The organism is Nostoc sp. C052, from assembly GCF_013393905.1.
Lineage (GTDB): Bacteria > Cyanobacteriota > Cyanobacteriia > Cyanobacteriales > Nostocaceae > Nostoc.
Genome location: NZ_CP040272.1, coordinates 2,942,959 through 2,958,892 on the forward strand (window position 1 = coordinate 2,942,959; position 15,934 = coordinate 2,958,892).

A 15,934-nucleotide genomic window follows, 5' to 3' on the forward strand; every position below is an offset into this window, starting at 1 on the left:
CTACTTAAATATATTGTTCTTTGAAATACACTACATCAAAATAATTAAGATACAGCAAAATCCGTGTATTGCCGTAGTTCAGCCGGATGGAAACCCAAGACAATATCTTCGCGCAAAATACCTGCTTCTAATAATGCCTCTGCTACTGGCTGGGAAGTACCATCATATTGAATCCACACTTTATCATTAATAATATCTATATGTACCACCGAACCGTGTACGCGGCGCACTCCATCCCAGCCAATATGTAACACTTCATAGTGATCTCGCTCCAAGTCAATGACTGCTTCTGTTTCTATTTGACCATTAGCAGGTTTGTGACCAGCATATTCAAATATCAACTGACGAATAATTTCACGATACCGAGTTAGCTTATGCATCTGAATAATCCTTTCTAGTTGCTCATCAAAGACAATTAGGTTTATTCCTATACTATTAAGAATTAGCTGACCAAAGCGTTCGGAAAATATACCTTCGTAAACCCGCTTGGGAACTGCTAAATAAAGATAGCTCTAAAAACACAGCTTTAATTTAGCAAAGTTATTTTACAGAGGCGCGATCGCTAATTCAAAATATCGCCTATTCATCCTCATCATAATTAAACATTAATAAAAGTAAACGCACCTTGCCAATCAAGCCAAAGTGCGATAAACATTAAGTCCACTTACGCGAACTTTATTTGTATAGTTTTGCGATTTCTAGTCATCAGGACTAGAACCTAAATATCTATCTCGCTCAACTCGCGTGTGATGTGATCAAATGGTTCATCCACAAAAGCAGTATTCAGCACACCTGCGGCTGCTACTTGTTCCTTAATCAAATCTTTGAGAATTTGGATACCGCGAACCGTAGGCCCAATAGGTACTCCTAGAGAATTGTAAGTTTCCCGCAGCCCTTGTAGCACACGCTCATCCAACACATTTGTGTTTCCAGCAACCAGCGCATAGGTGGCGTAACGCAAGTAGTAGTCTAAATCTCGCAGACAAGCCGCATAACGACGAGTTGTATAAGAATTTCCACCAGGACGAATTAATTCTGGTAGTTCTTCATATAACTTTAAACCAGCTTGCTTGACAAGTGCAGCCGCATTAGAATTGATTGCTGCCGCCGCTTGTACTCTTGCCGTACCACTGTCAAAGTAAGACTTCAAGCTATCGATCGCATTCCGGTCAAAATACCGACCAGCTAAGTCATAATTCTTAATTAAACTTGTTACCGCATCGCGCATTCCTTCTTCTCCCAATCCTTGCTATTTATGGTTTGATATTTATTTGGCTGCACTTGGGCACCAGTAAATTTTTGTGCTATTTAAAATAGATTTGGCACAAAAACAATTTATCCACTATTTAAGGATTTTATGCCAAAGTTGACCCCTATGTGATGAACTTTCCAGTTTTGTACAGATGATCGCGGAAAGGTTAATATAACCTGTAATCCAGATATCTGTAGCACAGACTACAAAATCCACTAATGTCTAGTATTTAAGATATTTCAGGTGTGTCACGGCTGGATTGAGATCAGCAGGGTTAGGATGCTTTGGAAGATTCTGGTATTACTTTAGGAAATTGGTAGAGAAGGAGTAACAATGACAACACCGCAAGAACTCTTGAAGAGAATTCAAGATGAAAAAATTCAGCTGATTGATCTCAAATTCATCGATACAGTAGGGACTTGGCAGCATCTCACGCTGTACCAAAACCAAATTGATGAGACTGCATTCACTGATGGCGTACCTTTTGACGGTTCTAGTATCCGAGGTTGGAAAGCGATCAACGAATCGGACATGACGATGGTACTCGACGCCAACACTGCTTGGATCGACCCATTCATGGAAGTACCAACACTAAGTATAATTTGTAGTATTAAGGAACCCCGTACAGGCGAATGGTACAACCGTTGCCCACGCGTTATTGCTCAAAAAGCAGTAGATTACCTGATTTCCACTGGTATTGGTGATACAGTATTCTTTGGCCCTGAAGCTGAGTTCTTTATCTTTGACAGTGCTAGGTTTGCCCAAACCGCTAACGAAGGCTACTACTTCTTAGACTCCGAAGAAGGTGCTTGGAATTCTGGTAAAGCGGGTACAGCTGACAAACCCAACTTAGGTTACAAACCACGCTTCAAAGAAGGTTACTTCCCAGTCGCACCGACGGATTCTTTCCAAGATATCCGTACAGAGATGCTGTTGACGATGGCAGAATTAGGTGTGCCCATTGAAAAGCATCACCACGAAGTTGCTACTGGTGGTCAGTGCGAACTAGGTTTCAAGTTTGGCAAGTTGATCGAAGCGGCTGACTGGTTGATGATTTACAAATATGTCATCAAGAACGTTGCCAAGAAACACGGCAAAACCGTCACCTTCATGCCAAAACCAATTTTTGGCGATAACGGTTCGGGAATGCACTGTCACCAGTCCATCTGGAAAGGCGGCCAACCTCTGTTTGCAGGTGATAAGTATGCTGGTTTGAGTGAAACAGCATTGTATTACATTGGTGGTCTGCTCAAACACGCACCAGCACTGCTGGCCATTACCAACCCCAGTACCAACTCATACAAGCGTCTAGTGCCTGGTTATGAAGCACCTGTTAACTTGGCTTACTCCCAAGGAAACCGTTCTGCTTCTATTCGTATTCCCCTATCTGGCACTAACCCCAAAGCCAAGCGCTTAGAATTCCGTTGTCCAGATGCTACTTCTAACCCCTACTTAGCATTTGCTGCAATGCTTTGTGCTGGTATCGATGGCATCAAGAACAAAATCCATCCTGGTGAACCCTTAGATAAGAATATCTATGAACTCTCTCCAGAAGAACTAGCGAAGGTTCCTTCAACACCAGGTTCTTTAGAATTGGCGTTGCAAGCACTAGAAAAAGATCACGCCTTCTTGACAGAATCAGGCGTCTTCACAGAAGACTTTATCGGAAATTGGATTGATTACAAGCTAGGCAACGAAGTCAAGCAGTTGCAGCTACGTCCTCATCCCTACGAGTTTTACCTCTACTACGATGCTTAATTAAGTACCGTATCTAACTAAGTTGATAAGTTTTGCCACCCTAGAGTAGAGGGTGGCTTTTTTTTCCAGAGTTGTCAGTTGAGATATTCACTCAAAAATCAACCTTAAAACTTAACTCATGGAGGCATGACTAGGCCCATAAATCATCCGAGCGTTAGCATCTACCTTCCCTTGAATCGGGTTCCAGTTGTGGGATGCTTCTTCAGGAAGACCAAGTTCTTGAGCAGCCCGCATCAGTATTGATTGTTGGCGATTCTTGACTTGTTGATGTTCACGCGCCATTAATGCACGAGATTTATCTGCGATAGACATAACCATAGCCCTCTCTATTTGGTGAATATATAATTTTTGTTTTCTCACAAGACTAATATAACAAAAATTCTGTAACATAAGCTACTTTTTACAAAAGTTAATATTTGCTTTTGCTCACAATATATTCAACTTAAGTGATTAATTTTTGTAACTTCTACTCTTTTTTTTGTGAAGCGGTACAAAAACAGCAGTCGCAAAAACTAAGTTACCATCAAATAAAGATTTACAAAGATTTACACAATTTTACAAAATCTATGACAGTTGCTTATCCACGTAAATTTCAGAAGGTTTTGAGTGCTAGAGATGTATTAAAACGGGTGGTATGCGATCGCGAAATCAATCTAATTACCCTCAATCGCTACCGTTACAGTGAACAACGCAGTTGCAAAGACCTAACCGAGTTAATTGAACAACTAAATGGACAGCCACGAGAATTAGTGCGGGATTTGTCTCATCACATCTCAGATGAAGCTCGTCATGCTATGTGGCTAACTGATTTGTTGGTGGAACTGGGAGCAGATATTGGCAAACCACCCGGTTCCTCCTATATCAATGAATTTGAACGCCTACTCGACAGCGAACAACAAGATCCAGTCGAAAACCTTGATGATTTTGTAATTTCTTCCCTTGCGGCAATAAACGTCACCGAAAAACGGGGCTGTGAATATTTTTCTGCTCACATTTATGCACTCAAGCAAGGAGTGCAAACCGCAGAAAACATCAAAATCCGGGAAACCATTGAAAAAATTCTCCCAGAGGAAGTGGGACACGTCCGGTGGGGTAATCGTTGGTTAGGAGAACTTGCGCGTAAGAGTCCAGAACATCAGCAAAAGGTAGAACAAGCCAAGCGAAAATATACCGCGATTGAACAAGCGGCGTTTGAATCAGGAATGGATATCACCTTGGGTGCAGAACTACGGCGAGTTGCCAACCTGGTGGAAGTGGCAAATACCATGCCCCTTTGGCAACGTCCCCAATACCTGATGGAACGCCTACCCCAAAGTTTGCTAGCGCCTGAGTTGCAATTTACTAGGATTCAGGCTGCACAAAAAGCTTGGCAGCGCGATCCACAAACGTTTATCGAGAAGTTTGTGCCAATGTTCCTCAACGGCATCCAGGGAAGAGAAAATAACCGTAAGAAAACAATGGTGTAAAAGGGCATTTGGCATTGAAAAGAGGCAGAAGGGCAGGGTGCGGGGGGCGGAGGAGAAAATTCTTCTCCCTGCTCCCCAGTCCCCAGTCTCTTTTCTTTAAGTAAAATTCATCAAAAAAAACCAAATGCAAAATTTTGCATCTGGCCTTGGGTATAGAATAATAACAATGACTAAGACGATCTGGCAGATACTTCTTAAATATTTATTTCATCGCAAGCCATCTGCGAGGAGAACGAAGCAGGTAGCAAGAGTAAGTCAAGAATAGTAAGATTTGTTAGCAAGTGCAATAAACCTATACTACTTCTACCAATCCATCAGACAGATAAGCAAGAGATGAAACGAAAGAGATTTTATGCTTTGGCAAAGGACGCTAAACAAGCGTCGGAGCAAAGATCAATTTCCAGCTGATGTAGATAACAAGCTACTCAATGTATGAGAAGAAAATCTATTGGGGAATAAAGTGAAGTTGCCTTAAGACTGTTTCTTCAATAAGCAAAATGTCTGAATTGGATGTGCTTTAGATTAACTGATAGCCTAAGTAGCATCTATATCTAGAGCCGTTGAGAATTGAGACGCAAAGCTTACCACCAAATATGAGCAACAGTTGTGTAGCTTTTGAGGAGTTGGAAATGCTGTTGATCAAGGCACTGAATTTGATTTGCGTTTTGATCGGCAGGATTGATGCCAACTATATATATAAAGCTTGCAGTTGAAATACTAAGCGATCGCTGAAGATTTCCGTGTGTCAACTGTATATATTTTTGCCAGAAAAGCGGTGTGAAAGATGTTAGCATAACGTCCTGTTTTCTGGTAATTCTGTTCCTTTGGGAAAAGAGGCATTACCTACATTAGTCAAACCACAGCATAGATATTTCTGAATTTTTGTGTCACTTCCCTACGCCCACTACCGCGATGCCGTGGCACATCATCTGTACTTTGTTCAGATGCTACCAGCCAGTGTTCCGAAGTAGGCGTGGAAGACAGCCCTGTTGATAAGTGATTGACCATTGCTTGGCGGTTAAAAGCTAAGGGGCCGAACACCAGACTCGATATTAAAAGTGAAATGGCAGCACGCATAGCAAATGTCTATTTTGGAACTCTCCACTTCACTGATACTTAGCTTTTTGATTAATATCCGGACAATTCATCAAAAAGTATTCTGTTTTACTGAAAATAAACTCCTCTTATCCTCCGTTTAAATGTTCGACTAATAACCAATTACCAGAGTGATTGTAACGACCCCACAATGTAACTAATTGTTCGTCGGGATAAGCGCGTAATTGCTGGTCAATGTGCGATCGCAAAGTCACAAGTTGCCAATTTTGCCCTTGATATGCAACTGGTGCTGTGACAGTGAATCTGTATTCTTGCTGTTCCAATCGGTAAAAAATGCCTGTGAAACAGTTACTTTCCTGAATTAATGCCTTCCCCGATGGGCAAGGGCAATCGCCACTAACTGGATAAGCTTGTGGGTTCTCTAAGTAATACAGTTGCCAGTGCTGCCAATCCGAATGATTGGGGGGAAGATTAAACAAAGGAATAATTAACGCTTTTAAGCGATTATCTTCTAATAAAGCCGTTTGCAGCTTTCTAATAGGTAAATCCCTCGGCTGGCAGTTTAATTCGACACATATCGCCGCTGCCATCCCTGCTGCTTGACCAATGCCCATCACCACAGGTTGTAATCTGGTAGCGCCATTGGCAATGTGGGAGACAGAAATATTCTTCTCACAGACTAAGAAACCATCTGTTGTAGCTGGAATTAAACAACTGTAGGGAATTGTAAAAGGAGTTCCAGTCCAACGTCCTCCCCAGCGGATCGATTTAGGTTGCAGTGGGAATTGAACACCAGGATAATGATGGTCATTGGCGTAATTACCAACTGCGACCGCATCATTAAATATAGATGCAACTCTACCTGTTGCGATCGGTAAAATATCCTGTTCGCGGACAGTAGTTAGCCCCACTAAGCGGCGGCTTTCCCGGTAATAAGGATGCAGTGCAAAAGCTGTAGGAGTGTGAGGAAATACTTTTTCTGCTAAACCATAGCGACTACCAAGCTGATTTTGGATAAAATGGGCAAAATTTTGGCTGTGCCAGCGAGATTCTTGGATGAATTCACCTCTGGATACATCTGACTCTATCAACCTCCCTACCCCTTCGCCGTAGTCATTGCCACAGATTGGCCAATTCATCATAAATAGGCCACCAGGCAAACGTCCATAATTTAAAAATGTCTCTGCTCCATAGCCATCCCAAGCACCTGTAAACTGGGATGGATTATAGTTAGGTGCAGCCGGAATTTCTGGGGCAACAGCTTCACCAAAGTCCTGCATAATGACTACATAAGTGGGCGCTTGCACAGGATATCTTTGGGTTAAAGAGTTAAAAGTCACTGGGGCGCTGGGTTCTCCCCACTCCGATTGCAATTCCCAACCCCAGCGGTAAGGTATGTCAGCTAAAGCCAATAAATCTCCTAATTCTGTGCCATCGAGAATAACCTTGGCTGTGACAGCAAAATTAGCAAAGCGCACACCAGTAATCGAATCACCTTGTCGGAAGACTTCTAAAGGTACTTGTTCCGAAATCCACTCCAAATTGGGCAATTCCTGCACCCAATCTGCAAAAATCTCTGCCCCAATCCGGGGATCGTAACTAAAAAAGCTTACCCAGCTGTTATCTAATCCTCCCGACTGTCGTTGTCGCAATTCCTGCAAAAACGTACCCCATAACCCCGTTTGAAAGGCTTCTAATTCATTGCCATCGGGTACAGATACACCAGCCGAAGTTAGCATCCCCCCCAACCAAGGAAATTCACTCACCAAAATGGTTTTGGCTCCCCGTCGCGCCGCTTGGATAGCAGCCGCAGTCCCTCCAGTTCCTCCACCAACAACTAAGACATCAGCTGTATATGTCTGATGAACCATGACCAAATCCTCCATCAGGGTTAGCTATCTAGCTGATTTTGGTTGATCCTTGGCTCTACTTTTATCAGCTGAGTTTATAATTCACCTCTAGAAATCAGCTTTTGTCAAGTTTAAGAAGACTTTTCTAAGCACTAAAGTGCTGACTACAAACCTTGAAAATGTATTACCGCAATTACGTATGAAATATTACACATTCACCTTGGTAAGGTACAAGGGTCTTGCGTTTTACACATCTGTATGCAAAGATAATTTCACATAAAATACTGTAAATCTATCAAGTTACCGGATTAATCGAGGCTTAATGCTTTTAAATCTAGCTGATTGCAAATGAAGGCATTCAGCAGATATTCATTTGACAATGAATTACTAAAATCTAAATAATAATTTATTTTAGTGTAAATCACACTAACAAACTGAAGAAGAAAGAATAATTTAGACTAAAAAACAATGTGGATTGTTAAACTTGCTCTTCGTCGTCCCTATACATTTGTAATTACTTCCATACTTATTTTTGCTTTAGGAATAGTTACTATTACGCGCATGGCAACGGATATTTTTCCAGAAATTAATATTCCCGTTGTCAGTGTAATTTGGTCTTATAGTGGTGTCTCACCAGAAGAAATGGAACAGCGGATCGTGACAGCGAGCGAACGATCCTTTACAACCACTGTTAATGATATTGAACACATCGAATCGCAATCACTCAATGGTGTTAGCGTCATAAAAGTTTTCTTCCAACCAGGAGCAAAAATTGAAGCAGCAGTAGCTCAACTTACCTCTAATACTCAAACGATTCTTCGAGGTTTACCTCCAGGAATTACACCTCCTTTAATTGTTCGCTACAATGCGTCTAATGTGCCAATTCTTCAACTAAGTGTTAGCAGCACATCACTATCAGAGCAAGAACTTTACGATAACGGCAATAATTTTCTACGGACTCAGCTAGCGACTGTTCAAGGTGCATCTGTACCGTTGCCTTATGGAGGTAAACCTCGGCAAATTATGGTAGATATTGACCCGCAGGCACTATTTGCTAAAGGTCTTTCAGCTACAGATGTCACAACCGCAATCAGCGCCCAAAATCTGATCTTACCTGGAGGAAATGCCAAATTAGGCGATCGCGAGTACAGTGTTCGACTCAATAGCAGTCCCCAAGTCTTAGAAGCCTTAAACAATTTACCCATTAAACAGATTAACGGCACTGTAATTTATATACGTGATGTTGCCCAAGTCCATGATGGTTTTGCAGTGCAGAACAATATTGTTCGTCGAGATGGGCGACGCTCTAGCTTATTAACTATTCTCAAAAATGGTAGTGCTTCAACTTTAGATGTTGTAGCTAGAGTCAAAGAAAGACTACCCAAAATTCAAGCTACATTACCCAAAGAATTAGATTTAGAAATCATATTTGATCAATCCATATTTGTTAAAGCTTCTATCCACGGAGTATTAACCGAAGGATTGATTGCAGCTTGTTTAACTGCCGCCATGATTTTATTATTCTTAGGCAGTTGGCGCAGCACTTTAATTGTGGCAATTTCTATCCCTTTATCAATTCTTTGTTCTATCATTGCTCTGCGATTGATCGGACAAACTCTGAATATTATGACTTTGGGAGGTCTATCTCTAGCAGTTGGGATTTTAGTTGATGATGCCACAGTAGAAATTGAAAATATCCATCGTAACTTGGGACAAGGAAAACCTTTGCAACAAGCTATTTTAGATGGCGCACAACAAATAGCTGTTCCGGCTTTTGTTTCAACGTTGGCAATCTGTATTGTTTTTATCCCAATTGTCTTTTTAACAGGAGTAGCACAATCGCTATTTATGCCTTTAGGAATGGCGGTTGTTTTTGCGATGCTTGCCTCTTATCTACTGTCGCGGACAGTAGTACCAATGTTGGCAAAGTTTCTCCTTGGTAAGGAACTACATCTTTATACTGAACATGAAAATTTAGGTAATAATGGTCATGTATCTGACCCAGTTTCCAAAAAAGATATTTTCTGGCGAATTCATGAGCAGTTTAACCGCCAATTTGAGAAATTTCGCCAAAACTATCGAAATACTTTAGCCAAAGCTCTAAATCATCGGGGTGTAGTTTTTGCGATGTTTGGTGCTTTTTGGGTAAGCGCCTTAGTTTTACTACCTTTTGTTGGTCAAGACTTTTTTCCTCAAGTAGATGCAGGTCAGTTTCGCCTGCATGTCCGCGCTCCTGCGGGAACACGACTTGAAAAAACAGAACAGATTTTTACTCAAGTTGAAAATGAGATTCGTCGGGTTATTCCTGAGCAAGAATTAGAAATTATTCTTGACAATATTGGTTTACCTGTAGGTGGAGTCAACCTGGCTTTTAGTGACACAGCAACCATCGGCGCTGGTGATGGAGAAATTCTTGTCGGTCTTAAAGAAGGTAAACATCATTCTACTTGGCAATATGTTAGACAACTACGCCAAACATTAACCGCCCAATTTCCTGAATTAACCTTCTTTTTCCAACCTGCGGATATAGTGACTCAAATTCTCAATTTCGGTTTACCAGCCCCTATTGATATTCAGGTCATAGGGCCAGCTAAGAATCGCCGAGATAACTACAAAATTGCCCGACAAATCAAAACCAAAATAGCTCAAATTCCGGGAGCAGTTGATGTTCATTTGCATCAAATTGTTGATGCCCCAGACCTACGTATTAATGTAGATCGTGATCAAGCACAACGTAACGGTTTAACTCAACGAGATGTTGCCAATAACCTACTCACATCATTAAGTTCTAGTGGTCAAACATCACCCAATTTTTGGCTTGATCCTATCAAAGGAGTCAGTTATCCAATAGCAGTACAAGTTCCCCAGTACAAACTTAACTCACTAGAAAAAATTCAGAATACTCCTGTTGCGAACGGTTCTAATTCGTCACAACTTTTAAGCAATATTGCTATTGCTAAACGTGGAAAAGCTCCTGCTGTTGTTAATCATTACAATGTACAGCCTGTATTTAACATTTACGCCAATGTTCAAGGTCGTGATTTAGGTGGTGTAGCCAGCGATATTTATAAAATAGTTGGGCAATTTCAGCAGAAGTTACCGCGTGGAACGTCAATTATGGTGAAAGGTCAAGTAGAAACGATGAATTCATCTTTTCTAGGATTAGAAGTAGGATTGATATTTGCTATTGGATTAGTTTATTGCTTAATAGTAGTCAATTTTCAATCTTGGATTGATCCATTCATTATTATGATGGCACTGCCAAATGCTTTAGCCGGAATTGTCTGGATATTGTTTGTGACTAACACGACTTTTAGTGTACCTTCTTTGATGGGTGCAATTATGAGTATTGGGGTTGCTACTGCTAATAGTATTTTGCTTGTTACCTTTGCTAATGAGCAACGTCTAATAGGAGAAAAAGCTGTTTCGGCGGCTTTATCTGCTGGTTATACCCGTTTGCGTCCAGTATTAATGACCGCTGCGGCCATGATTATGGGGATGTTACCAATGTCTCTTGGTTTAGGAGAAGGTGGTGAACAAAATGCTCCTTTAGGACGTGCTGTAATTGGTGGATTATTAGCAGCAACAGTAGCAACTTTAATTTTTGTACCTGTAATTTATAGTATTTTGCGCCGAAAACAACCCCAAAATTTAGAGTTAGAGGAAGAACTATCCTCTACTATAAAATTAACTGTAGCTAATCGATAAATTTTTCGTGAATAATTAGATCCCCGACTTCTCTAAGAAGTCATGGATCTGAAAGAATTTTGATAACTCAACAAATCAAATAGAATTCTATAGTATGGATACTCAAGAAAATACCCAAGTTAATAATTCTGATATTGCAGCAACGACTAAAAAAAGTCGTTTCACTTCGATCACCATTATTGCTACGACTACTTTAGTTGTTACTGGACTTTTAGCACTTGGTATTATACCTCGTTTACAAAAGCAATCAGAATTAAATGCTTTCGCTAAATCTACAAAAAAAGTCTCTTCGGTTAATGTAGTTCAGCCAAAAGTTGCCGCTAATTTCACTGAACTAGTCCTACCTAGCAGTATTCAAGCCAGCCAAGAAACCACAATTTATGCCCGTACTAGCGGCTATTTACAAAAGAAATTAGTGGATATTGGCGAACGTGTTAATAGGGGACAGCTATTAGCTATAATTGACGCCCCGGAAACTGACCAAGATATACAGCAAGCTCGTGCAGAATTGGCAAAATCTGAGGCGAATCTGGCTCAAGTTCAGGCAGATTTAGCACAAAAGCAAAGTAATCTTTCTCAAACAAAAGCTAACTTAAAAGCTAGACAGGCGGAATTAGCCGAAGCACGTACTAACCTAGAATTAGCACGTCAAACTTGGCAACGTTGGCAATTACTTCAAAAGCAAGGAGCCGTGACTACACAAGCGGCTGATGAACGTGAAAGTGCTTTTAATGCAAGTCGAGCTAATGTAGATACTTTAATTGCGCGCGTTAATTCAGACCAAGAAAGTGTAAATACTGCTCTTGCAGCTATTAATTCTCAAAAAGCTAATATTAATGCGTTTATCGCAAGTAAGAGTGTTAGTAAATCAGATTTACAACGGATAACTTCTTTGCAAACATTCAAACAAATTGTTGCTCCTTTTGCGGGTGTAATTACTGCTCGTAACATAGATACAGGAGCTTTAATTTCTGCGGGGAGCAATAGTAATAGTGGAAATTCCTGGTTATTTAAGATTGCTCAGACGGATAATTTACGTATCCGAATTAATGTTCCCCAGGCTTTTGTGCAATCAATTCACCCTGGACAAACTGCGCTTGTTCGTGTTCGTGAGCTACCGAAAAAATCTTTTGCTGGTAAAGTTATTCGGACAGCTGATGTCTTAGATGCTACTTCTAATACTCTTTTAACTGAAATTGAAGTACAGAATTCAGACAATGTGTTGCGTCCTGGGATGTATGCTGAAGTGACTTTTAAGGCTGAACGTGCCAATCCACCTTTATTAGTACCAGCTAATACCTTAGTTATTAATGCAGATGGTATACAAGTAGCTACTGTCACGAAGGAAAAGAAAGTTAAGTACCAGAAAGTAGAGCTTGGACGAGATTATGGTACTGAAGTTGAAGTTGTTTCTGGTTTAAGCCCTAATGTGAGGTTAATTACTAATCCTACAGATGCTCTCCAAGATGGGAAATCGGTTCAGGTACTTGCATCTAAGCATAAGACTAAGAATTGAATTTTGAATTCGGAGCGTACCCCATCTCTACGGGACGCTCTGCGAATGGGAAGCAAGCGACGTGATTACGCAAGAGTTATGGAATAACGTAGACACTTCTCTACGAGACGCTACGCGAACGGCTTGCTGCAAGCTACCACAGAGGCACGGAGGACACGGAGAAATCAGAGCTTGAGAGATATTTTGCGTAAGTCCTATAGCTTAACGTTGACCACTAATGTTACATCTAGTATCGTTGAGCGGGAAAAACCAACGTGAAAGCACAGGTATTTAGAGGCGTCAATCAACTGTCTTACGAAGATATCCCAGTTCCAACTGTGGAACCAGATGAAGTGCTGGTACAGGTGCGGGTTGTGGGGTTGTGTCAGTCAGATATTAAAAAAATTCGTTATCCACTGTATGAACCGCCGCGCATTTTTGGACATGAAACTGCCGGCACGATCGCAGCATTAGGCAATAATGTTAAAGGTTGGCAAGTTGGACAACGGGTAGCAGTAATGCACCACATCCCTTGTATGCGTTGCGCCTACTGTCTAAATGATAATTTCTCGATGTGCGATGTTTACAAAAACATCTCCACAACCGCAGGTTTTAACGCCAGTGGTGGCGGTTTTGCCGATTATGTCAAGGTTCCTGGACATATTGTGGAAAATGGTGGGTTGATTCCCATCCCATATAACATCAGTTTTGAAGAAGCGAGTTTTGTAGAGCCTACTAATTGCTGCTTGAAAGCTGTGAAAAAAGCCCAAATTGCTCCAGGACAAACTGTGTTAGTTACTGGTGCTGGGCCCATTGGGTTAATGTTTATTATGTTGGTGAAGTATTTCGGAGCAAAAGCGATCGCTACCGATTTACTACCTTCTAGAATTGATAAAGCCTTGAGTGTCGGTGCAGAGGCGGCTTTTGATGCCCGCGATCCTGATTTAACCGCCAAAATCTCTGCCTTAACTGGTGGACTAGGTGTTGATGTAACTTTGCTGGCTGTTCCTAGTGAGAAAGCTTTCTTTCAAGCACTTGATAATACCCGCAAAGGTGGCAAAATCTTGTTTTTTGCCGAATTTCCTGATGAGTTGGAAATTCCCATTAATCCCAATATCCTCTACCGTCGAGAAATTGACTTGATCGGTAGTTATAGCTCATCTTATCGGCTTCAGAATCTATCAGCCGATATTGTATTTAATCAACGAATTGATGTGAAAGCGTTGATTAGCGATCGCTATCCATTAAAAGATTTATCAGCAGCGGTGGAGCAAGCGATCGCACCTACACCGGATACTTATAAAATATTAATTTACCCGTAAAAGGAAATTTCTCATCTCCCGATACGGTTCGGTTAAGCCAAGAGACGCGATAAATCGCCGTCTTTTCAATCTAGGGCGTGTGATCAAAAAACCTTATCCGAACCGTATTGTCTCATCTCCCTCATCTCCCTAAAATGCTTATTACCCTACTTTTCGTCGCTCTACTAGCTTTCTACGTCGCTTGGAATCTCGGAGCAAACGATGTCGCTAATGCGATGGGAACCTCTGTAGGTTCCAAGGCTGTCACCCTCAAACAGGCACTAATAATTGCTGGTGTATTAGAGTTTACGGGTGCTGTGTTGTTTGGACATGAAGTAACGGAAACTCTAGCAACGAAAATTGCTAATCCCGCCTTATTCGCAGCTACACCCCAAATATTCGTTGTTGGAATGGTAACGGTACTAATATCTTGTGGTGTGTGGTTGCAAATTGCCACATCACGCGGTTTACCTGTATCGTCTTCTCATGCGGTTGTTGGTGCGATCGCAGGATTTAGCTGGGTAGCTTTGGGAGTAGGTGCAATTGATTGGTCATCAATTGGCTTAATTACCATTGGCTGGATTTTAACGCCATTAATTAGTGGTGCGATCGCTGCTTTATTTTACAGTCAAATCAAGCACTGGATTTTGGATCAACCTAATCAAGTAGTCCAGTTACAAGAATGGATTCCCTGGCTGAGTACTCTGCTGCTAGGTGTATTCGGCGTGATTGTATTACCATCGTTAACTGAACCGCTAACCAATTTTGTAATTGAGCAAGTTGGTTTTACAATCCCTTCTCATGACATACCCCTATTAACCGGTGCAGTAGCAGTAGTTGGACTCACAATCATTAGTTGGCGACAGTTAGGGGAGACGGGGGGAGGCGGATTGGAAGAAAAATTTTTACCCCCGACTCAGGAATTACCATCAATCCAAAATCCCAAATCTAAAATCCAAAATCCTGTTGAGCGCTTATTCGCCCGATTCCAACTACTAAGTGCTTGCTTTGTCGCCTTTGCTCATGGTTCTAATGATGTAGGAAATGCGATCGCTCCTTTAGCTGCGATCGTTTACATCAATCGCACTGGTAGCGTACCTACCGATGGTATAACTATCCCCCTTTGGATTTTAATTCTTGGTGGTGCTGGTATTGTTGGTGGTTTAGCTGTCTGGGGTAAAAAAGTCATCGCCACCATTGGCGAAAACATTATTGCCTTGCAACCTAGTAGTGGATTTTGTGCCGAACTGGCAACCGCTACCACCATCCTCATCGCTTCCCGGCTAGGTTTACCAGTCTCCACCTCTCACGCTCTTGTCGGTGGTGTCGTTGGTATTGGATTAGTGCAAAATCTCAAGTCGATTAAGTTTCAAACTCTAAAAGGTATTGCTGCCGCTTGGCTAATTACAATCCCCGTAAGTGCTGCCCTTAGCGCTGCCATCTTTAGCATTGCCCGAATTTTATTTTTCTAAGAATTATTAATATTTTCCTAACTTCTTCCTTTACTGGAATTTACTCAAAGCAAAACCTAGACTACAAAAACGCCAAAAAACGTGCTTTTGCAGAATTGCTGCTCATTCATTAGAATGTTGTGCAGGGGATAGCGTAACTTTGAATTTCCACAGAAAGATACTTTAATCTCCATTTAGAGATATAAACTGTCACACAAGTTACATTCCAGACAAATTTACAGATGGTTTCGCAAGTCAGACAACTTTGTGGCGATGTCTAACGACAAGTCGCTTCTCTACAAGACGCTACGCCAACGCACCTACGCACAGGCATCTGCAAATCTTTGACGAGTATTATTGGCAGCAAAATCATAAATATTTATTTGGAATGAGATTTCTTTAAAAGTAAAAATCTCATTGGTAAATAATTGATGACAATAAAACTAACCAAAAACAAACAAAGTCTCTATTCAAGCGACTCTCAGGCGTAGCGATCAATCCCAAATCGAATGGTTAAATACTTTTTAATGGCGAAGAGAACACGCTGTAGTAAGCTGTGAGGCAAACTTGATGTTTTGCTAACTTGTGTCTAGTATG

12 protein-coding genes are annotated in these 15,934 nt (G+C 41.3%); 6 read left to right on the forward strand and 6 right to left on the reverse strand.

Annotated features, from left to right (window positions below; translation table 11 throughout):
• Window positions 1–44: 44 nt before the first annotated feature.
• Together FD723_RS11745 and apcB are read right to left on the reverse strand one after the other, a co-directional pair.
• A complete protein-coding gene (locus tag FD723_RS11745; protein ID WP_179065501.1) occupies window positions 45–380 on the reverse strand; it encodes a XisI protein in 336 nt (111 codons plus the stop codon).
• Between the two features lie 338 nt (window positions 381–718).
• A complete protein-coding gene (gene apcB, locus FD723_RS11755) occupies window positions 719–1,228 on the reverse strand; it encodes an allophycocyanin subunit beta (protein WP_179065502.1) in 510 nt (169 codons plus the stop codon).
• Between the two features lie 357 nt (window positions 1,229–1,585).
• Here apcB and glnA point away from each other — a divergent pair, with 357 nt between their 5' ends.
• Window positions 1,586–3,010 carry a type I glutamate--ammonia ligase gene (gene glnA, locus FD723_RS11760; RefSeq protein WP_179065503.1) on the forward strand — a complete coding sequence of 475 codons (1,425 nt, stop codon included), beginning with the start codon at window positions 1,586–1,588 and terminating at the stop codon, window positions 3,008–3,010.
• 111 nt (window positions 3,011–3,121) lie between these two features.
• Here glnA and FD723_RS11765 read toward each other — a convergent pair whose 3' ends face one another.
• Entirely contained in the window at window positions 3,122–3,322 is a 201-nt protein-coding gene (locus FD723_RS11765; RefSeq protein WP_179065504.1) for a hypothetical protein, read from the reverse strand.
• A gap of 254 nt (window positions 3,323–3,576) precedes the next feature.
• On the opposite strand from FD723_RS11765, the gene FD723_RS11770 reads away from it, so the two are divergent.
• Complete coding sequence (locus tag FD723_RS11770; protein ID WP_179065505.1) at window positions 3,577–4,476, forward strand: ferritin-like domain-containing protein; 900 nt, start codon at window positions 3,577–3,579, stop codon at window positions 4,474–4,476.
• 581 nt (window positions 4,477–5,057) lie between these two features.
• Here the strand turns inward: FD723_RS11770 and FD723_RS11775 are convergent.
• The 3 genes from FD723_RS11775 to FD723_RS11785 all read right to left on the reverse strand — a co-directional run bounded on the left by FD723_RS11775 (window position 5,058) and on the right by FD723_RS11785 (window position 7,403).
• On the reverse strand, window positions 5,058–5,270 hold the full coding sequence (locus tag FD723_RS11775) for a hypothetical protein (protein ID WP_179065506.1): 213 nt from the start codon (window positions 5,268–5,270) through the stop codon (window positions 5,058–5,060).
• A gap of 58 nt (window positions 5,271–5,328) precedes the next feature.
• Window positions 5,329–5,553 carry a heterocyst-inhibiting protein PatX gene (gene patX, locus FD723_RS11780; protein WP_179065507.1) on the reverse strand — a complete coding sequence of 75 codons (225 nt, stop codon included), beginning with the start codon at window positions 5,551–5,553 and terminating at the stop codon, window positions 5,329–5,331.
• Window positions 5,554–5,660: 107 nt separating this feature from the next.
• Window positions 5,661–7,403 carry an FAD-dependent oxidoreductase gene (locus FD723_RS11785; protein WP_179065508.1) on the reverse strand — a complete coding sequence of 581 codons (1,743 nt, stop codon included), beginning with the start codon at window positions 7,401–7,403 and terminating at the stop codon, window positions 5,661–5,663.
• 447 nt (window positions 7,404–7,850) lie between these two features.
• Between FD723_RS11785 and FD723_RS11790 the strand changes: the two genes are divergently transcribed.
• From FD723_RS11790 to FD723_RS11805, 4 genes are all read left to right on the forward strand, one after another.
• Entirely contained in the window at window positions 7,851–11,090 is a 3,240-nt protein-coding gene (locus FD723_RS11790) for an efflux RND transporter permease subunit (protein WP_179065509.1), read from the forward strand.
• A gap of 94 nt (window positions 11,091–11,184) precedes the next feature.
• A complete protein-coding gene (locus FD723_RS11795; RefSeq protein WP_179065510.1) occupies window positions 11,185–12,606 on the forward strand; it encodes an efflux RND transporter periplasmic adaptor subunit in 1,422 nt (473 codons plus the stop codon).
• 254 nt (window positions 12,607–12,860) lie between these two features.
• Window positions 12,861–13,907 carry a zinc-dependent dehydrogenase gene (locus FD723_RS11800; RefSeq protein WP_179065511.1) on the forward strand — a complete coding sequence of 349 codons (1,047 nt, stop codon included), beginning with the start codon at window positions 12,861–12,863 and terminating at the stop codon, window positions 13,905–13,907.
• Window positions 13,908–14,041: 134 nt separating this feature from the next.
• The gene (locus tag FD723_RS11805) at window positions 14,042–15,358 is read left to right on the forward strand and encodes an inorganic phosphate transporter (protein WP_179065512.1); all 1,317 of its coding nucleotides are present in this window, start codon (window positions 14,042–14,044) and stop codon (window positions 15,356–15,358) included.
• Window positions 15,359–15,934 lie beyond the last annotated feature (576 nt).

Coding starts and splice junctions, on each gene's coding strand:
- FD723_RS11745 (WP_179065501.1), bottom strand. CDS start 380: ATGCATAAGCTAACTCGGTATCGTGAAATTATTCGTCAGTTGATATTT.
- apcB (WP_179065502.1), bottom strand. CDS start 1,228: ATGCGCGATGCGGTAACAAGTTTAATTAAGAATTATGACTTAGCTGGT.
- glnA (WP_179065503.1), top strand. CDS start 1,586: ATGACAACACCGCAAGAACTCTTGAAGAGAATTCAAGATGAAAAAATT.
- FD723_RS11765 (WP_179065504.1), bottom strand. CDS start 3,322: ATGTCTATCGCAGATAAATCTCGTGCATTAATGGCGCGTGAACATCAA.
- FD723_RS11770 (WP_179065505.1), top strand. CDS start 3,577: ATGACAGTTGCTTATCCACGTAAATTTCAGAAGGTTTTGAGTGCTAGA.
- FD723_RS11775 (WP_179065506.1), bottom strand. CDS start 5,270: ATGCTAACATCTTTCACACCGCTTTTCTGGCAAAAATATATACAGTTG.
- patX (WP_179065507.1), bottom strand. CDS start 5,553: ATGCGTGCTGCCATTTCACTTTTAATATCGAGTCTGGTGTTCGGCCCC.
- FD723_RS11785 (WP_179065508.1), bottom strand. CDS start 7,403: ATGGTTCATCAGACATATACAGCTGATGTCTTAGTTGTTGGTGGAGGA.
- FD723_RS11790 (WP_179065509.1), top strand. CDS start 7,851: ATGTGGATTGTTAAACTTGCTCTTCGTCGTCCCTATACATTTGTAATT.
- FD723_RS11795 (WP_179065510.1), top strand. CDS start 11,185: ATGGATACTCAAGAAAATACCCAAGTTAATAATTCTGATATTGCAGCA.
- FD723_RS11805 (WP_179065512.1), top strand. CDS start 14,042: ATGCTTATTACCCTACTTTTCGTCGCTCTACTAGCTTTCTACGTCGCT.